19 protein-coding genes and 1 tRNA gene are annotated in these 18,761 nt (G+C 71.7%); 14 read left to right on the top strand and 6 right to left on the bottom strand.

Annotated features, from left to right (window positions below):
* Positions 1-73 precede the first annotated feature (73 nt).
* The 6 genes from ACFWCH_RS11075 (at position 74) to ACFWCH_RS11100 (ending at position 6,443) form a co-directional block, all read left to right on the top strand.
* Positions 74-640 carry a septum formation initiator family protein gene (locus tag ACFWCH_RS11075; protein ID WP_240753287.1) on the top strand — a complete coding sequence of 189 codons (567 nt, stop codon included), beginning with the start codon at positions 74-76 and terminating at the stop codon, positions 638-640.
* 47 nt (positions 641-687) lie between these two features.
* Entirely contained in the window at positions 688-1,227 is a 540-nt protein-coding gene (locus ACFWCH_RS11080; protein ID WP_247638544.1) for a DUF501 domain-containing protein, read from the top strand.
* Positions 1,224-2,540 carry a S8 family serine peptidase gene (locus tag ACFWCH_RS11085; protein WP_136033435.1) on the top strand — a complete coding sequence of 439 codons (1,317 nt, stop codon included), beginning with the start codon at positions 1,224-1,226 and terminating at the stop codon, positions 2,538-2,540. Before ACFWCH_RS11080 ends, ACFWCH_RS11085 begins: the two co-directional genes overlap by 4 nt.
* Positions 2,541-2,565: 25 nt before the next feature.
* Positions 2,566-4,059 carry an NAD(P)/FAD-dependent oxidoreductase gene (locus tag ACFWCH_RS11090; RefSeq protein WP_378803546.1) on the top strand — a complete coding sequence of 498 codons (1,494 nt, stop codon included), beginning with the start codon at positions 2,566-2,568 and terminating at the stop codon, positions 4,057-4,059.
* A 207-nt stretch (positions 4,060-4,266) separates the two neighbouring features.
* Positions 4,267-5,325 (top strand): hypothetical protein, encoded by a 1,059-nt coding sequence (locus ACFWCH_RS11095; protein WP_378803547.1) that lies wholly within the window; start codon positions 4,267-4,269, stop codon positions 5,323-5,325.
* A 224-nt stretch (positions 5,326-5,549) separates the two neighbouring features.
* The gene (locus ACFWCH_RS11100) at positions 5,550-6,443 is read left to right on the top strand and encodes a cation-transporting ATPase (RefSeq protein WP_378803548.1); all 894 of its coding nucleotides are present in this window, start codon (positions 5,550-5,552) and stop codon (positions 6,441-6,443) included.
* Positions 6,444-6,456: 13 nt separating this feature from the next.
* Here the strand turns inward: ACFWCH_RS11100 and ACFWCH_RS11105 are convergent.
* A tRNA-Leu gene (locus tag ACFWCH_RS11105) sits at positions 6,457-6,529 on the bottom strand.
* Between the two features lie 102 nt (positions 6,530-6,631).
* On the opposite strand from ACFWCH_RS11105, the gene ACFWCH_RS11110 reads away from it, so the two are divergent.
* The 3 genes from ACFWCH_RS11110 to ACFWCH_RS11120 all read left to right on the top strand — a co-directional run bounded on the left by ACFWCH_RS11110 (position 6,632) and on the right by ACFWCH_RS11120 (position 9,838).
* Entirely contained in the window at positions 6,632-7,879 is a 1,248-nt protein-coding gene (locus tag ACFWCH_RS11110) for an alanine racemase (RefSeq protein WP_378803549.1), read from the top strand.
* Positions 7,876-9,189 carry a D-arabinono-1,4-lactone oxidase gene (locus ACFWCH_RS11115; RefSeq protein WP_247638548.1) on the top strand — a complete coding sequence of 438 codons (1,314 nt, stop codon included), beginning with the start codon at positions 7,876-7,878 and terminating at the stop codon, positions 9,187-9,189. Before ACFWCH_RS11110 ends, ACFWCH_RS11115 begins: the two co-directional genes overlap by 4 nt.
* Before the next feature lie 82 nt (positions 9,190-9,271).
* Positions 9,272-9,838, top strand: coding sequence for a LemA family protein (locus tag ACFWCH_RS11120; RefSeq protein ID WP_136033446.1), 567 nt, complete (start codon positions 9,272-9,274; stop codon positions 9,836-9,838).
* Positions 9,839-9,847: 9 nt separating this feature from the next.
* On the opposite strand, the gene ACFWCH_RS11125 is transcribed toward ACFWCH_RS11120, so the two are convergent.
* Together ACFWCH_RS11125 and ACFWCH_RS11130 are read right to left on the bottom strand one after the other, a co-directional pair.
* Positions 9,848-10,747, bottom strand: coding sequence for a hypothetical protein (locus ACFWCH_RS11125; RefSeq protein ID WP_247638549.1), 900 nt, complete (start codon positions 10,745-10,747; stop codon positions 9,848-9,850).
* Positions 10,744-12,003 carry a winged helix-turn-helix domain-containing protein gene (locus ACFWCH_RS11130; RefSeq protein ID WP_247638550.1) on the bottom strand — a complete coding sequence of 420 codons (1,260 nt, stop codon included), beginning with the start codon at positions 12,001-12,003 and terminating at the stop codon, positions 10,744-10,746. The genes ACFWCH_RS11125 and ACFWCH_RS11130 overlap by 4 nt, the downstream gene beginning before the upstream one ends.
* An 85-nt stretch (positions 12,004-12,088) precedes the next feature.
* Here ACFWCH_RS11130 and ACFWCH_RS11135 point away from each other — a divergent pair, with 85 nt between their 5' ends.
* Positions 12,089-13,285, top strand: a complete 1,197-nt coding sequence (locus ACFWCH_RS11135; RefSeq protein ID WP_136033452.1) for an AI-2E family transporter — start codon at positions 12,089-12,091, stop codon at positions 13,283-13,285.
* Positions 13,282-14,511: a threonine ammonia-lyase gene (gene ilvA / locus ACFWCH_RS11140; protein WP_136036902.1), complete on the top strand. Its 1,230-nt coding sequence runs from the start codon at positions 13,282-13,284 to the stop codon at positions 14,509-14,511. Before ACFWCH_RS11135 ends, ilvA begins: the two co-directional genes overlap by 4 nt.
* Before the next feature lie 67 nt (positions 14,512-14,578).
* On the opposite strand, the gene greA is transcribed toward ilvA, so the two are convergent.
* Together greA and ACFWCH_RS11150 are read right to left on the bottom strand one after the other, a co-directional pair.
* On the bottom strand, positions 14,579-15,067 hold the full coding sequence (gene greA / locus ACFWCH_RS11145; RefSeq protein WP_136033456.1) for a transcription elongation factor GreA: 489 nt from the start codon (positions 15,065-15,067) through the stop codon (positions 14,579-14,581).
* 96 nt (positions 15,068-15,163) lie between these two features.
* Complete coding sequence (locus ACFWCH_RS11150; protein ID WP_136033458.1) at positions 15,164-15,550, bottom strand: DUF4307 domain-containing protein; 387 nt, start codon at positions 15,548-15,550, stop codon at positions 15,164-15,166.
* A 92-nt stretch (positions 15,551-15,642) separates the two neighbouring features.
* Between ACFWCH_RS11150 and ACFWCH_RS11155 the strand changes: the two genes are divergently transcribed.
* Positions 15,643-15,912, top strand: a complete 270-nt coding sequence (locus ACFWCH_RS11155; RefSeq protein ID WP_308194352.1) for a hypothetical protein — start codon at positions 15,643-15,645, stop codon at positions 15,910-15,912.
* 15 nt (positions 15,913-15,927) lie between these two features.
* Here the strand turns inward: ACFWCH_RS11155 and ACFWCH_RS11160 are convergent, their stop codons facing one another.
* Complete coding sequence (locus ACFWCH_RS11160; RefSeq protein WP_136033462.1) at positions 15,928-16,659, bottom strand: hemolysin III family protein; 732 nt, start codon at positions 16,657-16,659, stop codon at positions 15,928-15,930.
* 97 nt (positions 16,660-16,756) lie between these two features.
* On the opposite strand from ACFWCH_RS11160, the gene ACFWCH_RS11165 reads away from it, so the two are divergent.
* On the top strand, positions 16,757-17,536 hold the full coding sequence (locus ACFWCH_RS11165) for an isoprenyl transferase (protein WP_136033529.1): 780 nt from the start codon (positions 16,757-16,759) through the stop codon (positions 17,534-17,536).
* A 33-nt stretch (positions 17,537-17,569) separates the two neighbouring features.
* Positions 17,570-18,700, top strand: coding sequence for an aminotransferase class V-fold PLP-dependent enzyme (locus tag ACFWCH_RS11170; RefSeq protein WP_247638551.1), 1,131 nt, complete (start codon positions 17,570-17,572; stop codon positions 18,698-18,700).
* Positions 18,701-18,761 lie beyond the last annotated feature (61 nt).

Below are 18,761 nucleotides of genomic sequence, written 5' to 3' on the forward strand. Positions count from 1 at the left end.
GCACACACAGTGACAGAGCCGCGTGAGCCGCGGCAGGACGATGCCGCCGAGGCGGCATGACGGAGGAGGAGCCGTGGCACGACGACCGGCTCCTCCTTCGTCGTCGTCGAACGCGTCTCCGCGCCCCGCGACGGCCAAGACCGCACGGCCGGCACCGTCCGCGAAGCCGGGGCGTCGAGCGCCACGGAGCGCGGAGGGCGCCGCGCCGCGGGTGGACGTGCGGGAGTGGGCGTCGGGGATCCGACTGTCCGCGTTCTCTGCGATCATGCTGTCGCTCGTGGTGCTCGGCGCCTGGGTGCTGGTCCCCACGCTCGGGACGTTCATCGACCAGCGGCAGAAGATCGCGGCGCTGGAGGCCTCGGTGCAGGTCAGCGAGGCCGAGATCGCCGCGCTCTCCGCCGAGCGCGATCGGTGGGACGATCCCGCCTACATCACGACCCAGGCGCGCGAGCGCCTGTATTACGTCAAGCCCGGCGAGGTCGTGTACCTGATCGACAACGACCTCGATCCGTCGGCGCTGCCGCGGGAGCAGGAACCGGTGAGCGACACCCTGGAGGAGCGCCCCGCGGACTGGATGCCGCAGCTGCTGCGCACGCTCGTGTCCGCCGGCCTCAGCGACACCGTGGCCGTCACCCGCTGAGCTTCCGCTCCGAGCATCCTCCCTGGAGCCTCCCCTACGCTGGTGTGGTGACGACGCCCCCGTTCCCCGCCCCCACGCCCGCCGAACTCGCCGTCGTGTCCGCGCAGCTCGGCCGCCCCGCGCGGGGAGTGGTCGGGATCGCGGCGCGGTGCCGCTGCGGCAACCCGACGGTGGTCGCCACCACGCCGCGGCTTCCGGACGGGACGCCGTTCCCCACGTTCTACTACCTGACCCATCCCGCGGCGACCGCGGCCATGTCGACGCTCGAGGCCACGCATGTGATGCCGGAGCTCGCCGCTCTGCTGGACGACGATGCGGAGGTCGCCGAGGCGTATCGCGCGGCGCACGACGCGTACCTGGCCGATCGCGCGCAGTTCGGTGAGGTTCCGGAGATCGACGGCATCTCGGCGGGCGGCATGCCCACCCGCGTCAAGTGCCTGCACGCTCTCGCCGGGCACGCCCTCGCGGCCGGCCCCGGTGTGAACCCGATCGGCGACGCGGCGCTCGAGCGCTCGTCCTGGTCGCCCGCGGTCTGCCGCTGCGAGGACCCCGGTGCGGCTGTGCGCGAGGCGGCGCGCTCGGCATGACCGGACGGCGGATGCTGCGCAGCGTGGTCGCCGCCGCCGCGGTGGCGACGACGGTGCTGCTGCTGGGGTCGAGCGCGACGGCGGCGACGCCGCCGCCGATCCCGGACGACCCCGCCGACCCGGTGCGCGCGGCGGAGTACTGGCTCGACGGCGCGCGGATCCGCGAGGCGTGGCAGACGACGCGTGGCGAGGGGACGACCATCGCGGTGATCGACACAGGCATCGGCAAGGTCCCGCAGACGTTCGGCGACGCGGTGGTCGGCGGCACGGACGTCTCCGGCACGGGGACGCCGGATGGACGGACGCCGCTGGGCGCGATCGACGGCAACCACGGGTCCTGGGTGGCGTCCCTCGCCGCCGGTCGCGGCGCCCCCGACGGCACCGGCATGATCGGCGTCGCCCCGGAAGCCAAGCTGCTGTCGGTGTCCGTGGGCTTCGGCGCGGCGGCCGCCGTGCCCTTCACGGAGCAGGTGGCGAAAGCGATGCGGTGGGCGGTGGACAACGGGGCCGACATCATCAACCTCTCCTTCACCACCAACACCCTGGACTGGGACGAGAGCTGGGACGACGCGTTCCTCTACGCGTTCGAGCACGACGTGGTCGTGGTCGTCGCGGCGGGCAACCGGGGGAGCGGCACGAACATCATCGGCGCTCCCGCCACGATCCCCGGTGTGCTCACGGTGGGCGGTGTCGATCAGACGGGCACCGCGAGCATCGAGGCGTCGACGCAGGGCATCACGATCGGGATCTCGGCGCCCAGTGAGGGCCTGCTCGGTGTCTCGGCCGACGGGGAAGTCGTCAAGTGGAACGGCACGAGCGGTGCGGCACCGATCGTGGCGGGGATCGCCGCGCTCATCCGGTCGGCACATCCCGACATCTCCGCGAACGACGTGATCAACCGCATCATCAAGACGGCGATACCCGTACCCGATGCGCAGAAGCCCCGCGATCCGCTCTACGGCTACGGGCTGGTCGATGCTGCCGCGGCGATCTCGGCCACCCTTCCCTCGGTCGACACGAACCCGATGGGCGACCTGGCGGAGTGGATCCGGCTGTTCCGCCGAGCCGAGAGCGAGCCGGCGCCGCAGCCCGAGCTGACCCCGGTCGCCGTGCCTCCGCTTCCCGATGCGGATCAACCGAGCGAGGCCGGCTCACCGCTGCTTCCCAGCGCCGAATCACTGCGCTACGGTACCCTGCCGCTCGTCGCACTCACGGTGCCTGGTATCCTGATAGCGCTTGGCGTCACCGCAGCTGCCCGGCGCATCCGATCGGCGCGCGTTCCCGTACGCCACAATCCCGACTCCGAGGAGTAGTTCTTCTGTGCCTCAGAACAGCACTGTGCCCAAGATCCTGATCGTCGGCGGGGGCTACGCAGGTTTCTACACCGCGTGGAAGCTCGAGAAGCACCTGCGCAAGGGTGAGGCCGACGTGACCATGGTGGACCCGCTGCCGTACATGACGTACCAGCCGTTCCTTCCCGAGGTCGCCGCCGGTTCGATCGAGGCACGTCACTCGGTGGTCGCGCACCGCCGCCACCTCAAGCGCACGCACGTGCTCACCGCCAAGGTGACCAACATCAACCACGCGCAGAAGACCGCGACGATCACGCCGCCCGTCGGCGAGCCGTACGAGTTCGCGTACGACCAGATCGTGGTCACCGCGGGTGCCGTCTCGCGCACGTTCCCGATCCCGGGCATCGCCGACAACGCGATCGGTCTCAAGACCATCGAAGAGGCCGTGGCGATCCGCGACAAGGTCATGTCGAACTTCGACAAGGCCGCCTCGCTTCCCGCCGGTCCCGAGCGCGACCGTCTGCTGACCGTGGTCGTCGTGGGTGGTGGCTTCGCTGGCATCGAGGTGTTCGCCGAGCTGCGCTCGCTGGCCTCGTCGCTCGTGAGCAAGTACCCGCAGATCCACTTCGAGGACACGCACTTCCACCTGATCGAGGCGATGGGGCGGATCATGCCCGAGGTGTCGCTCAAGACCAGCGAGTGGGTGCTCAAGGACCTCGCGAAGCGCGGCGCCAACGTGCACCTCGACACGCAGGTCACGGGTGCGATCGACGGCAACGTCGAGCTCTCGACGGGCGAGGTCATCCCGACCGACGTGATCGTCTGGACCGCGGGCGTCATGGCCAACCCGACCGTCGTGCGCGGCGGCGACCTGCCGATCGAGGAGCGCGGTCGCATCCAGACCCGCGCCGACCTGCGCGTTGGCACCCCGGAGGCCTTCGTCGAGGGCGCCTGGGCTGCCGGTGACGTCTCGGCCGTGCCCGACCTGTCGGGTGGTGGCGTCGGCGGATTCTGCGTGCCGAACGCGCAGCACGCGGTGCGTCAGGCCAAGCTCCTCGCGAAGAACCTGGTGGCGGTGCTCCGTGGCGAGGCGCCCAAGGAGTACTTCCACAAGAACCTCGGGGCCGTGGCCGGTCTCGGCCTGTACAACGGCGTCTTCCAGTCCGGCAAGATCGCCCTCAAGGGCTTCATCGCCTGGGTCGCGCACCGCGGGTACCACGGACTCGCGATGCCGACGTGGGAGCGCAAGTGGCGCGTGCTGTGGGGCTGGTGGAACAACCTGTGGCTCGGCCGCGACCTGGTCAACCTCGAGACCGTGCAGAACCCGCGCTACGTGTTCGAGGAGTTCGCGGCGCGTCCGCGTCCGGCGGCACCGGCCAACGCGGCCCCGGCGGCTGCTCCGGCGAAGTCGGCTCCGGCCGCGAAGGGGGCTCCCGCCGCGGAGACCCCGGCCGATGTGAAGCCCGCTCCGAAGAAGGCGGCGGCGAAGAAGCCCGCCGCGAAGGCTTCGGCGACAGCGGAGACCGCGCCCGTCAAGTGACGACGACACCGAACGGCCCCGTACGCGAATGCGTGCGGGGCCGTTCTCGTTCCGGGCCGGACGTATGAGGGTGGAGACGCCGCAAGAGTTGGCCACGTAACATGTCAGATTGTACGCTTTCCGGGAGCGTGGACAAGGCCGTGTGGGCGGCCGTGTGGATCGTGCGCGATGCGAGGAGACCAGGTGGCGACGCGGAGTGGGGGTTCGATGCCGACGCTCAGCGTCTCGATCCGCGCCCTGCCGGGGCTCGAGAACCGGGCGGTCGCCCTGGCGCACGAGCTCCGCAGCGCTCCCGTCCAGATCGTCTCCGACGGGATCGAACCGTCGGCGCGTCGCGGTTCCCCGCGTCCCGTCTGGCAGCCGTGGAGCCGCCGGGCGACTCATCATCTCGTGCTCTCGGGTGACGTGGACGCGCATCCGGCGCTTCTCGCTCAGGTCCGCGACGCGGTGAGGCGTCAGCCCGCCGCGGTGCTGAGCTTCTTCTCGGGGTGGGACACCTACGCGTCGCACGCGGTGCGGATCGCTGCCTTCGCCGGGCGGCCGTGGGTCGCCCCGCCGGGGAAGACGGCGTCCGTCGTCGCCACCGTTTTGCCGGTCGCGGTCGCCGCCGAGCTCGCCGCCGCCGACGACAGCGCTCCCGTCGACGATGGGGAAGCGCTGTTCCGAGTCATCCGATCCCGCGGCCTGTCCCACTTCGCCAGCAACCCCAGCCTCGTGCAGGTCGCCGACCTCCGCCCGGATGGCGCGGGGGCGGCGCGAGCAGAGCGCGCGACAGCGTTCCTTCCGACGGCGGAGGCACCGGCGGCGTGGTGGGCAGGGGATCCGCTTCCCACACCGATGCAGGTCCCGGCGATCCATGTGAGCGACGGCGAGCCGGTGTCATACGAGGCGCCCCTGGACGGAGATGATCGCTGGCGCATCCGGTCGAGGCGGGCGATCCCCGCTCCGCATTCGCGGCGGCTCACCCGCATCATCCGCGACCGCCTGCTGTGCACCGAGGTCGCCCGCAGCGATCTGCGTGCCGCGGCGTCGCTCCTGGGCGCGGCCTCGGTGCTGTGCGATCAGCTCCTGCTCGCGGCGCGCGCGGGGTCGCCTCCGGAGGGCTTCGGGGAGCTGAGCGCTCGGGAGTCCGCCGGGACGCTCCCCCTCGGGGCGCTGGGACGCACGGTCGCGGCGCTCTCGGAGGACGGCGGGCGCACCGAGGTGCATGCGGCGTTCCTCGCCATCCGCGACGACGTGCTCGAGGTGCTCGACGATCTCGGCTGAGCGGGCAGTGGAGAGGATCCATAGCCCTGCCCGCTAGGGTTTCGAAGTGCAAGGGGAGTACTCCCGTCTGCAGCGTCGTCGTCACTACGGACATGACATCGTGTCCCGGCCCGCTGGCCCTTCCGGGCGGAGGAGACCTTGGCACCCGTTCGCGGGCTGCCCGGAGACCCCTGCCGATGCTGGACGTCGACCCTCCCGGTGGCCCGCCCCACGAAGGGATCACCATGGGAAAGCTCTCCCGACTCATCCGCCTCGCCTCCGACGCGCTCGACACGGGCGGCGCGACATCCTCGCGGCGGCCCGGGGACACGGGGCGGGAGTCCACCGATTGGGGCGGAATGATCCGCGGTGCGGTCGACCAGGTGCGCGGCACCCGCGACGCCTCGCCGTCCGCTGCACGACCGGGCGACCCGTACGCGCCGCCGCCCGCGCACGACGCGACCGCCCGTCGCGTCCAGGACCGGACACGACCCGCGGGGGCCTTCGCGCAGCCGCCCGCACCGCACCGCGGCGGATCCGCGCTCTCCCCGCAGGATCGTGCCGCGATCGCCCGGTACGACTACCTGATGCAGACGGCCGATCCTCAGCGCATCGAGCAGCTCCACCGCGAGGCGTTCGCGCGGCTCACCCCGCAGCAGCGCGAGGTCGTGGCGGCGCGCATGCAGCGGGAGCTCCCCGCGGGTGAGCGGCCGCGGTCGTCCGCCCCCGACGATCTGGCCAGGGCGGCCGGGCGGGCGGAGGCGATGCGACCGGGACGGATGCGCGGTCTGCTGTCCCGCGCGCGCGGCGTCGGGGCCGGCGGGGCTGCCGTCGCGGCGGGTGGTGCCGCCGTCGGTCTGCTCGGCGTCGTGGCCGGCGGTGCGGTGGTCAGCGCGGTCGCCGCGCCGCTGCTCGACCAGGCCGCATCGCTCGGCGTGGACTTCGGCGCCCTCGCAGAGGGCCTGGACGTCGAGGCGCTGGTATCCGGCGTCGATGTCGAGGCGCTGACGGGCGGCGCCGGAGATCTCCTGGGATCGGCGGGGGACGCGGTGTCCGGCCTCGGAGAGACCGCGACGGGCTGGGGCGACCGCCTGGGCGACCTGGGCGTCCCCGGGATCGGTGACCTGTTCGGGCGCTGACCCTCGGGTCCGGTGCCCCCGCTGGGACTCGAACCCAGACTGAGGCGATTTTAAGTCGCCTGCCTCTGCCATTGGGCTACGGGGGCCGCGTCGCCAGCCTAGCGCCGGCGAACGGCGGCCCCCGCACCCTCTGCGACGCGGTGTCAGGAGGGGTGAACCCGAGTGCGCTCAGGCCGTAGGGTGGGGGAGTGCTCGACCTCACCGATGAACTGAGCCCCGTCCAGGGCACCGCCGCGGTCGCCCCCGAGTGGGAGGATCCCGGCCGATACTGGCCCCGACTCTCGGCCGCCACGGGCCATCTGCCCGCCCCGGTCGCGGTGATCGACCGGGAGGCCCTCCGCTACAACGCGATGGATCTCCTCGTGCGGTCGGGCGGTCTGCCCATCCGCGTCGCCTCCAAGTCGGTGCGGGTGCGGGAGGTGCTGGATGCCGTACTGCGGCTGCCGGGCTTCCGGGGCATCCTCGCGTTCACGCTGGAGGAGGCGCTGTGGCTCGCCGAGACGCACGACGACATCGTCCTCGGCTACCCGACGGTCGACCGCGCCGCCCTGGAGCGGCTCGTCGCCGATGAGGCCGCGGCCCGACGGATCACCCTCATGGTGGACGATCTGGTGCACCTCGACCTCATCGACAGTATCGCCGGGCCGGGCTCTCGTCCCGAGCTGCGTGTCGCGATCGACGTCGATGCCTCGTGGCGCTCGCCGCTGCTGGGGCACATCGGCGTGCGGCGTTCGGCCCTGTTCTCCGCGGGTGAGGTGGCCGCGTTCGCGAGGAAGGTCGCGGCCCGTCCGGGGTTCCGGCTCGTCGGCCTGCAGATGTACGACGCGCAGATCGCCGGTCAGGGGGACGACGCGGGTCCGGACGCCCCGCTCATCCGTCTCGTGCAGTCGCGCTCGCGGGAGGAGCTGCGCGAGCGCCGGGCGGCGATCGCCGCGGCGGTCAGCGCCGTCGCACCCCTGGAATTCCTCAACGGGGGCGGCACCGGGTCGCTCGAGTTCACGGGCAGCGACGAGTCGCTGACCGAGGCGAGCGCGGGAAGCGGGCTGCTCGGCGGGCATCTGTTCGATGGCTACCGCTCGTTCCGGCCCGCGCCGGCCGCCGCGTTCGCGTTCGACGTCGTGCGGCGCCCGGCGGCCGACATCGCGACCGTGCTCGGCGGTGGCTGGATCGCCTCCGGGCCCGCGGTGGCCTCGCGGCAGCCGCTCCCGGTGTGGCCGGCGGATCTCCGCACGCTGCCTCGGGAGGCCGCGGGCGAGGTGCAGACCCCCCTCCGCGGGCCGAACGCCGCGACGCTCGGCGTGGGCGATCGGGTCTGGTTCCGCCACGCGAAGAGCGGCGAGCCGGCCGAGCGGATCGACCGCTATCACCTGGTGTCGGGCGACGAGGTCATCGACGAGCTGCCGACGTACCGCGGCGAGGGGAAGGCGTTCCTGTGACGCGCATCGGCGGCACCTGGCAGAACTGGGGCCGCTCGGCGTCGGTGCGTCCCGTCCGCGTCGAGCGCCCGCGCAGCCCCGAGGGCGTGCAGCGCGCCGTGCGGGCCGCCGCGAAGCAGGGCCTGACGATCAAGGCGGTCGGCGCCGGCCACAGCTTCACCGGGATCGCCGTCGCCCCCGGCGTGCTGCTCGAACTGGACGACCTGCAGGGGCTCGTGTCCGCAGACGCCGCATCCGGACGTGTGAGCCTCCTCGCCGGTACCCGCCTGCACCGGATCCCCGGGCTGCTCGCGCCGTACGGCCTGGCGATGCAGAACCTCGGCGACATCGACCGGCAGTCGATCTCCGGGGCCATCTCGACCGGCACGCACGGAACCGGTGCGACGTTCGGCGGGCTCGCGACCCAGGTCGTCGGCGTCACGCTGATCACGGCCGCGGGCGAGTTCCTCCGGATCGACGAGCAGCACCAGCCCGAACTTCTGCCCGCGGTGGCCGTGGGTCTCGGGGCTCTGGGCATCATCGTCGAAGTGACGCTGCAGTGCGTCCCGTCGTTCGTCCTGCACGCGATCGACGAGCCCGTGCCGCTCGACGACGTGCTGTCGTCCGTGCACGAGCGTGTCGCCGCGTCCGACCACTTCGAGTTCTACTGGTTCCCGCACACCGACGTCGCCCTCACCAAGCGGCAGACGCGGCTTCCGGAGTCGACGGTCCGCAAGCCGCTGCCCGTCGTGGGCCGGTGGGTGGACGAGAGTCTGCTCTCCAACGGCGTGTACCGCGTGGTGTGTGCGGCCGGTCAGCTGGTGCCGGCGGTCACGCCGCCGTTCAGCCGCCTGGCCGTCCGGCTCACGGGCGATCGCGAGTACACCGATCTGTCGCACCGGGTGCTCACCCAGAGCCGCACGGTGCGGTTCCGCGAGATGGAGTACGCGATCCCCGCGGACGCGGTCGTCCCCGCCTTCCGCGCGGTGCAGCAGCTGATCGCGGACCGCGGCTGGCGGATCGAGTTCCCGATCGAGGTGCGTTTCGCCGCCGCGGACGACCGCTGGCTCTCCACGGCACACGGGCGCGCCAGCGCCTACATCGCCGTGCATCGCTATTGGCGCGCCGATCCCACGGCGTACTTCGAGGCCGTGGAGCGGATCATGAGGGAGCACGGTGGCCGGCCGCACTGGGGGAAGCTGCACACGCAGGACGCGGAGTCGCTGCGCGCGGTGTACCCGCGGTTCGACGACTTCGTGGGGCTGCGGGACCGGCTCGACCCCGAACGGCGCTTCACCAACCGCTACCTGGACCGGGTGCTCGGCGCGTGATGCGGCCGGCGGCTGACGCGCCCAGTCCACGCGCAGCCTGCGCGTCTAGGATGAGAGAAACACGAGGAAGGGTGGGGCTCTGATGGAATGGCTCGTGCCGGTACTGATCGTCGTCGGGGTGATCCTGCTCGTCGGCATCTATCTCTGGGCCACATACAACTCGCTCGTGCAGCTCAACGTGCGCGTGGACGAGGCGTGGAGCGGCATCACGGTTCAGCTCAAGCGCCGAGCGGACCTCATCCCCAACCTGATCGAGACCGTCAAGGGCTACGCCTCGCACGAGAAGGCCGTGTTCGAGAACGTCACGCGGGCGCGTGCCGAGACCCTCACCGCGAGCGGCCCCGGTGAGGCCGGCATCGCCGAGGGACACCTCCAGCAGGCGCTGCGCAGCCTGTTCGCCGTGGCGGAGGCCTATCCGCAGTTGCAGGCGAGCCAGAACTACCTCCAGCTGCAGCAGTCGCTGGTCGACACGGAAGACAAGATCCAGGCGGCTCGACGCTTCTACAACGGCGGCGTGCGCGAGCTGAACACCAAGATCAAGGTCTTCCCCAACAATCTCTTCGCGAAGGGCCTGGGTTTCACCGAGCGCGAGTTCTTCGAGGTCGCCGACAGCGGCGCGATCTCCGAGCCCCCGCGCGTGCAGTTCTGACGCACGCGCTCACCACACCGTCAGCCGCAGCCCCTCCGCGGTGAAATCGACGTCGCCCCGCAGACTCCAGTCGTCGGTGCGGTAGGTGGTGGTGCGGGGCGCTCCGTCCTGTCCCGTCCCGGTCACGGTGGCGACGAGCACGCCGCCTGCCGCGGTGAAGCCGTCCGTCATGAGCGTGACGGTGGGCTGCTGCTCGATCCGATACCGGACCTCGCTCACGTCGCGGAACTCGAGCCCCCACGGGAGCCGGATGCCGCAGCCCGGGGGCGGAGAGGGCGCCGGAGTCGTGCACGCCGTCAGGTGGTCGTCGAGGTGCTGTTGCGCGGCCTCCGTGGCCTCGGGTCGAAGGGAGGCGTCCACCTCGACCGCGGTCGTCTCGCCGGGAAGCACCGTGACCTCGCTGGTCCCCTCGAGCAGAGCGGCCGGGGCCGCCGCGACCGCGTAGGTGCCCGGCAGCAGGACGGTCTCGTCGCCGGCGGGGAGCGTCGCTGCGCCGATCGCGACCGCGGTGCCGGCCGTCGTGCTCGGTGTGACCGCACCGAGCCACGAGCCGTCCACGACCCAGCGACCGTTCACCGCGCTCATCGACAGGGTCGCGTCGTGCTCCTCACCGCCGAGTCGGAAGGACACCTCGACGCGCCGGTTCTCGCCGGTCCCGTGGGTCCCGGTCACGGCGGGCCGGGCGATGCGTTCGGTCGCCCCATCGAGCGCCGCGAGCGCCGTCGCGCTGACCTCCGCGCCCGTCGCCTCGACCGCCTTCGGGTCGCCCGACTCCACCGCGTGCAGGTAGGCGAGGGCCGCCTCATCCGGTGACGGCGACCGCAGCGACGCGAACACGATCCAGCCTCCGACGGCGGCCACCACGACCGCCGCGGCGATCGCCGCCGCCCACCGGAGGCGCCTGCTCACGCCGCGCCCTCCCGCTCGTGCACGTGCCGCCGCACCGGTGCCCCGTCGCTCGTCGCCAGGGCGTCGTGCAGCGCGGAGGTGGCATCTCCCCAGCCCGACACCGACACGTGCTCGAGCCCCTGCCACGCGGCGGCGAGCCGCAGTTCCCGCGCGATCGCCTCCGCGTCGTCGGGCCGTGCCTGCGGCTCCCACCACGCCGACTGCACCTGCAGCGTGGAGCCGGCGCGCTCGGCCTTGAGGTCGACCCGCGCCACGATGCGGTCGCCCACCAGGACCGGGAGGGAGTAGTAGCCGTAACGGCGCTTGGCCGCCGGCACGTAGATCTCGATGCGGTAGTCGAGCTCGAAGGCGCGGAGCGCGCGCTCGCGGAACCACACCACGGGGTCGAACGGCGTGAGGATCGCGGCCGCCTCGACGCGGCGGGGGAGAACGGCATCGCGGTGGCGCCACGCGGGGAGCGGGCGACCGGCGCGTTCCCATCCCCGCACGCGCACCGGCAGCAGCTCGCCCGTGTCCTCCAGCTCGGCGATCGCCCTGCCGATGGTGGCGCGGTCTCGGATGCGGTAGTAGTCCGCGAGGTCGGACGTGGTCGCCACGCCGCTCGAGCGGGCCGCGCGGCGGATGAGCTCGCGGATCGCGTCGTCGCGGGAGACGTCGCGCGCGCGGATGTGCTCCGGGATGACGTGCTCCGCCAGGGCGTACGTGCGCTCGAAGCCGCGCCGCCCGCTGACGGCCACGTCTCCCGTGCGCCACAGGTGCTCGAGGGCGAGCTTGACCTCGTCCCAGTCCCACCATGTGCCGCGCTCGCGGGGAGCGTCGGCGCGCAGGTCGGCGGGGCGGAGCGGGCCACGGTCGCGCAGTTCCGCCTGCACCCACGCGACCGTGCGGGCGTTGGTGCTGAGCCACGAGTCCTCGCCGGCCCAGCGATGGCGGAACGCGTCCATGCGGAACCGCCAGAGCGGCCAGTCCTCGACCGGGATGAACGTGGCCTCGTGAGCGAGGTACTCGACGTAGTGCGTGGTGCGCGACAGGAAGAGCCGGTCGAGCAGGGCCGGATCGTACGCGCCGAGCCGGGAGAACAGCGGCAGGTAGTGCGACCGGGCGAACACGTTGACCGAGTCGATCTGCAGCACTCCGAGCCGCTCCATCACGCGGTGCAGGTGGCGGTTGGAGACGGCAGCGGGTCGCGCGCGTGTGAACCCCTGCGCGGCGAGTGCCATGCGGCGTGCCTGCGCGGAGCTGAGGGAGTCGGTCACGCCGCCAGCGTAACGCCGGTGTCGGACATCTCTCTCGCGGGGTAGATGCGCCGAGCGGCATACCGCATGACCGTAGACTGAGGCGATGAGCGAGGACCAGCGACCCCGGCTGCGCGATCTGTTCCGTCCGCGCCCCGTGTCCACCGACCGGACCGTGACCACCGAGGCCGACGAGGCCGTGCCTCTGCCGCTGCGCATCACCGCGAGCTACGCCTGGCGCCTGTTGCTGATCGCGGCAGCCATCGGCGTCTTCATCTGGCTCGTGATGCTGCTGAAGCTCCTCGTCATCCCGCTCATGGTCGCGATCCTCATCACGGCGCTGCTGTGGCCGGCCTTCTCGTGGATGCTGCGGCGCGGCGTGCCGCGCTGGCTCGCGATCGCGATCTCGCTGATCGGCACGGTCGCGATCGTCACGGGTCTCATGTGGCTCGTGGTGTGGCAGGTCAGGGAGCAGCTGCCCGACGTCCAGCAGCGCACCACCGAGGCGTTCGATCAGTTCCAGGTCTGGCTGCACGACGGGCCGCTGAACCTCTCCGACACCCAGATCGCCGACTATCTCCAGCAGGGTCTCGACCTCATCTCCGAACAGGCGCAACTGCTGTGGACCGGCGCCCTCGCGATCGGCACGACCGTCGGTCACGTGGCCACGGGCGCGTTGCTGGCGCTGTTCATCCTCATCTGCCTGCTCGCGGATGGCGCCGGCATCTGGCGCTGGACGCTCAAGGTCTTCCCGCGTCGCGCTCGTCCCGCGGTCGACGGGGCCGCGCGCAACGGCTGGGCGACCATCGTCAACTACGCCCGCACGCAGCTGTTCGTGGCGACGATCGACGCGATCGGCATCGGACTCGGCGCGTTCCTGCTCCAGGTGCCGCTCGCGCTTCCGGTCGCCGTGCTCGTCTTCCTCGGCTCGTTCATCCCGATCGTGGGTGCGGTCGTCACCGGCGCCGTCGCGGTGTTCCTCGCGCTCGTCTACAACGGCCCGTGGATCGCGCTGTGGATGCTGGTGGTCGTCCTGGCGGTGCAGCAGATCGAGGGACACATCCTGCAGCCGATCATGATGGGCTCGGCCGTCAAGGTGCACCCGCTCGCCGTCGTGCTCGTGGTCGCGGGTGGAGCGATGATCGCGGGTATCCCCGGCGCCCTGTTCGCCGTACCGCTGGCGGCGTTCGTGAACGTCGCCGCGGTCACCATCAGCTCGGGCTCGTGGCGCACCGGCGTCGGTCCGAGCGGAGACCTGATCTGGAGCACAGTCCCGCGACAGCGGACACGGAGGAATCGATGAGCCAAGTCCCCAGCCTGACCGAGTTCGAGCACGCCGCTCAGAGTCTGGCTGAGGTGATTTCGCACACGCCGACCCTGCCCTCCCGGGCCCTCTCCGACGCCCTCGGCGCTCCCGTGCTGCTGAAGATGGAGAACCTGCAGCGCACCGGGTCGTTCAAGATCCGCGGTGCGGCGTACCGGCTCTCCCGGCTCAGCGCGGAGGAGCGCTCGCGCGGCGTCGTCGCGGCATCGGCGGGCAACCACGCGCAGGGGGTCGCGCTGGCCGCCCAGGCGCTCGGCATCCCCGCCACGATCTTCATGCCGCTGGGCGTGCCGGTGCCCAAGCTCCTCGCCACGCGCGGCTACGGTGCCGAGGTCGTGCTGGAGGGCGAGACGGTGGCGACCTCGCTGCGCCTGGCCGCGGAGTTCTCCGAGCGCACCGGGGCCGTGCTCATCCACCCGTTCGACCACCGCGACGTCGTGATCGGTCAGGGCACGCTCGGCCTCGAACTGCTCGCCGACGCGCCCGAGGTCGACACGGTCGTGCTCGGCATCGGCGGCGGCGGCCTCATCGCGGGCGTCGCGGCGGCGGTCAAGGCGCGCGCGGCGGAGCTCGGCCGCACCGTCCGGGTGATCGGGGTGCAGGCCGAGAACGCCGCTGCCGTGCCGCCGTCGCTGGAGGCGGGGGAGCCGGTCGACATCGTCACGCGGCCGACCATCGCCGACGGGATCCTGGTCGCGCGTCCGGGCGACGTGCCCTTCGGGATCATCCGCGATCTCGTGGACGAGGTCGTGACGGTGTCCGACGACGACCTGGCGCGCGCGATCGTCCTGCTGCTGGAGCAGGCGAAGGTGGTCGTGGAGCCGGCGGGGGCCGCGGGGGTCGCGGCGATCCTCGCGGGCAAGGTGTCGCCGAACGGCACGACCATGGCCGTCCTGTCCGGCGGCAACATCGACCCGCTCCTGCTGCAGCGCGTCGTGGCCCACGGCCTCGCCGCCTCGGGGCGCTACCTCACGATCCGGATCCCTCTGCCGGACCGGCCGGGCCAGCTCGCCCGCGTGTCGGAGCTGATCGCCGAGGCGGGAGCGAACGTCATCGAGGCCATGCACACCCGGCACGGCCACGGTCTCCAGATCAGCGACGTCATCCTCGAGCTGAGCGTGGAGACGCGCGGACCGGAGCACTCCGAGCACACGCTCGACACGCTGCGGCGCGCGGGCTTCGCCCCCCTCGTCGTGCTCGACTGAGCCACCCGCGCACACGACAGCGCCCCTCGTCCGTGTGGACGAGGGGCGATGTGTCGTTCGCGGGGGCTCAGCCCGTGTAGGTCTCGACGTTGACGATCTCGACGCTGATGGCGCGACCGTTCGGCGCCTCGTACGACGACTTCTCGCCGACCTTGAGGCCCAGGATGGCCTGTCCGAGCGGGCTCGCCTCGCTGTAGACGTCGAGGTCGCTGCCCGCCGCGATCTCGCGGCTGCCCAGCAGGAAGACCTCTTCGCCGCCGGCCACGACCGCGGTGACGACCGTACCGGGCTCGACGATGCCGCGGCTGGCGGGCGCCTCGCCGACCTTCGCGGTCTTCAGCAGGCTCTCCAGGGTGCGGATGCGCGCCTCCTGCTTACCCTGCTCGTCCTTCGCGGCATGGTAGCCGCCGTTCTCCTTGAGGTCGCCCTCCTCGCGGGCGGCCTCGATGCGCTTGGCGATCTCGTCGCGGCCGACGGTGGAGAGGTGCTCCAGCTCGGCGACGAGCCGGTCGTACGCTTCCTGCGTGAGGAACGGAACCTGAGCGTCCGTGGACATGACGAAGCTCCTTCTATCGGGATCCCGCCGAGCAACCGCGGGGGATATGCCAAGACGCCCCGGCACGGGCCGGGGCGTCGTCTGTCTGCCCCCAGTCTAGGCGACCCAGCAGGTGTTCACCAAACCTGTCGTGGCCTCCGCGACCGTGGGGATGCGCTCCGAGCGGGTCTGCGAGTGACGATCCGTGGCGGGCAGCTCGACCACCTTCCAGCCGACCACTCCGAACTCCTCGTCGAGCGCCTCGAGTACGCAGACGACGTCCTTGCCCTGCACGCCGGTCACCTGGAAGCGCACGTCGACCGCGTGCTCGTCGACGAGCTCGAAGCCCAGGTCGTCGGCGTCGACGGAGCTCATCGACTGCGCGACCGTCATCCAGGCGAAGGCGCCGACGACGACCAGGGCGATCGCTCCGGCGATGATCCAGGGGAGCCGGCGGCGTCGGGTTCGGCCGTAGCGTTCGTCGAGCTCGGTGGCGGTCGTCACAGGGAGGGTCTTCCGGTCGTTAGGCTGGTGATACCAGGTTATGCGACCTGCGTACGAAAGGCCGATTCATGCGTGCTCTGTCCGAGACTCCGATGCCCACGCCCTCCATGACCGTGGCGCCGGAGGCCGTGACCCCGGGATTCGTCGGCTTCGCCGCGATCGTCGTGGTGGTCCTCGCGGTCATCCTGCTCATCTGGGACATGAACCGCCGCATCCGCCGCGTGCGGTATCGCGAAGAGGTGCGCGAGGAACTGGATGCCGAGCAGGCCGCGCAGGCGGCGCAGGCCGGACCCGACGCGGACGACGCGTCGACCGCGGCGCCGGAGGACGCGAGCGACGACGGGCGACCGGACGGCCGCTGACGCCTCACTGCGGCGTCACGGGGCGCCGAGCGAGGGGGAGAGCGGCTCCAGCGCGATGAGCAGGCACGCGGTCCAGTGGCACAGGAACGCCAGCACCGTGCACACGTGGAAGATCTCGTGGAAGCCGAAATGGCCGGGCCACGGATTGGGCTTCTTCAGCGCGTAGACGATCGCCCCGCCCGTGTAGAGCAGGCCGCCGACGATCACCAGCACCATCATCGCCACGTTCGCGTTGAGCAGGTCGACGATGTACATCACCGCCGCCCAGCCCAGCAGCAGGTAGAGCGCGACATACAGCCACCGGGGCGCGTTGATCCAGAAGACGCGGAACAGGATCCCGAGGAGGGCCCCGCTCCACACCAGGATCAGCAGGAGCGCGCCCTTGTCCGGGGGAAGGGCGAGCGTCGCGATCGGCGTGTACGTGCCGGCGATGAGCAGCAGGATGTTCGCGTGATCGATGCGCTTGAGGATCACCTTGACCCGCGGCCGCCAGTTGAAGCGGTGGTACATCGCCGAGTTGCCGAACAGCAGCAGCGACGTGGCCATGAAGACTGCCGCGGCCCACTTGGCCGGCGCGCCGTGCGACAGGACGATCAGCACCACGCCGGCCGCGATCGCCACGGGGAACGTGCCCGCATGGATCCACCCGCGCCAGGTGGGCTTGATCTCGGTCGCCGCATCGGCGGCAGCCGCCTCGAGGAGCGGCAGTTTGGGGACATCGGTGCCGGGCTCGTCGGAAGTGCTCACGCCCTCACTCTAAGCCGCGTCGCATGCCGTCGACGGCACATGCCCGCGGGATCCGCACGCCGCGCGCCGGCGCACGGCAGGGTAGCGTAGGTGGGTGATGTCACGCGAGAGCCCGGGCCGCGGGCCGCTGTACCGGCTGTACACCAGCCGGCTGCGTCGTCACCTCGATCCGGCCTCCGTTCCGCACCACGTCGCCATGATGATCGACGGCAACCGTCGTTGGGCGCGCCAGCTCGGCTTCGCCACCCCGGCGGAGGGACACCGCGCCGGTGCCGCCAAGATGCACGAGTTCCTCGGCTGGTGCGACGAGCTCGGCGTGCGGGTCGTCTCCCTTTACCTGCTCTCCAGCGACAACCTGCGCAAGCGCGACTCGGCGGAGCTCGCGGATCTCATCGAGATCATCGCCGAGCTCGCGGAGGCGCTGTCGCGGGAGGGCAACTGGCGGGTGCAGCACGTGGGCCGTTCCGACATCCTTCCCGCGGAGCTCGCGGCCGTCCTCGCCGCTGCGGAAGAGCGTACGAAGGACCACACCGGGCTCCATGTGAACCTCGCGGTCGGATACGGCGGTCGTAACGAGATCGTCGACGCGGTGCGCAGCATCATCACGAAGCACGAGGCCTCCGGCGGCACGATGGAAGACCTCGCCGCACACCTCACGCCCGAGATGATCGGCGAGCACCTCTACACGGGCGGGCAGCCCGATCCCGATCTCGTGATCCGCACCAGCGGAGAGCAGCGCCTGAGTGACTTCCTGCTGTGGCAGAGCGCGCACAGCGAGTTCTACTTCGTGGAGGCGCTCGGCCCCGATCTGCGCCAGGTCGACTTCCTCCGCGCGATCCGCGACTATGCCGACCGCGACCGCCGCTTCGGTCGCTGAGGCCGTGGCACCGCACCGTGCCACAATGACGACGTGAGCGCACTCGAGGACTACGTCGGCACGTTCGACACCGAACCCGGCTATCTGAACTGGGCGGCCTTCGGACCCCTCTCGCCCTCGGTGCGCGAGGAGGTGTTCGCGGATGCGGATCTCCTCGCGAGCGGGCGACCGTCGTCCCTCGCGCTCGTCGCGGAGCGCATCGGCCAGGCGCAGGAGACGGTCGCGGAGCTGCTGGGAGCGGACGCCGCGGACGTCACCCTGCAGCCGTCCTCCACACACGGGCTTCAGCACGCGCTGTACGGCCTCACCGGCACCGTCGTCGCGTCCACCGCGGAGTTCCCGAGCGTCAGCCTCACGCTGGAGCGCGCATCGGCCGCGTCGGACCGGGCCCTGACGCCGCGGTGGATCACACCCGCCGACGGCCGGGTCTCACCGGAGGCCGTGCCCGCGGCGCTGGACGACGAGGTCACCGCGCTGGCCGTCAGCCACGTCGACTTCCGGACGGGGTACCGGGTCGACCTCGCGGCGCTGCGCGACGTGCTCGGGCCCGACCGGCTGCTGATCGTGGATGCGGTCCAGTCGTTCGGCGTCGTCGACGTGGACTACACCGCAGCCGACGTGGTGATCGGCCACGGCTACAAGTGGCTCAGAGCGGCCAGGGGGAGCGGCTTCGCCTGGTTCTCTCCGCGCGCCAGAGAGCGCATCACCCCGGTCCTCTCCGGCATCACCGGCACAACGGCGACCGGGCTGGTGGTCGACGCGCTCCCCGGTCCCGCCGAGTCCGCGCGCGCCTACACCGTCAGCGTGCCCGACACCCTGGCTGCAGGGCGCCTCGCGATCGGAGCACGCGACGTGCGCGACGCCGGGGTCGCGGCGATCGAGTCGCGGCTCGCGGAGCACGTCGACACCGTGATCGAGATCGCGGACCGACACGGCATCGAGGTCGTGTCGCCGCGCGAACGCGAGCACCGCGCCGGCATCGTGGCCCTCGCGCCCGAGGAGCCCGCGCGACTCGCCGCCGCCCTCGCGAACGCCGGCATCGTCGTGACCGCCCGCGGATCGTCGATCCGGATCGCGCCCCACGCCGGGACCGACGCCGAGACGCTCCGCCTGCTGGACGAGACCCTGCAGGCGTTCGGCCAGACGACGTTCATCAGCTCTTAATATTCGCTGGCGTGTCGGGCCCGTGTTAATCCGGGGAGCGGTCGTACGGTCAAGGCATCGG

The sequence above is a fragment of the Microbacterium sp. NPDC060132 genome (genome assembly GCF_042729675.1).
GTDB classification, from domain to species: Bacteria; Actinomycetota; Actinomycetes; order Actinomycetales; family Microbacteriaceae; genus Microbacterium; species Microbacterium sufflavum.

Excerpts from the sequence above, each read along its gene's own strand:
- ACFWCH_RS11085 (WP_136033435.1), top strand. The coding sequence starts at position 1,224 with ATGACCGGACGGCGGATGCTGCGCAGCGTGGTCGCCGCCGCCGCGGTG.
- ACFWCH_RS11095 (WP_378803547.1), top strand. The coding sequence starts at position 4,267 with ATGCCGACGCTCAGCGTCTCGATCCGCGCCCTGCCGGGGCTCGAGAAC.
- ACFWCH_RS11100 (WP_378803548.1), top strand. The coding sequence starts at position 5,550 with ATGGGAAAGCTCTCCCGACTCATCCGCCTCGCCTCCGACGCGCTCGAC.
- ACFWCH_RS11120 (WP_136033446.1), top strand. The coding sequence starts at position 9,272 with ATGGAATGGCTCGTGCCGGTACTGATCGTCGTCGGGGTGATCCTGCTC.
- ACFWCH_RS11135 (WP_136033452.1), top strand. The coding sequence starts at position 12,089 with ATGAGCGAGGACCAGCGACCCCGGCTGCGCGATCTGTTCCGTCCGCGC.
- ilvA (WP_136036902.1), top strand. The coding sequence starts at position 13,282 with ATGAGCCAAGTCCCCAGCCTGACCGAGTTCGAGCACGCCGCTCAGAGT.
- greA (WP_136033456.1), bottom strand. The coding sequence starts at position 15,067 with ATGTCCACGGACGCTCAGGTTCCGTTCCTCACGCAGGAAGCGTACGAC.
- ACFWCH_RS11155 (WP_308194352.1), top strand. The coding sequence starts at position 15,643 with ATGCCCACGCCCTCCATGACCGTGGCGCCGGAGGCCGTGACCCCGGGA.
- ACFWCH_RS11165 (WP_136033529.1), top strand. The coding sequence starts at position 16,757 with ATGTCACGCGAGAGCCCGGGCCGCGGGCCGCTGTACCGGCTGTACACC.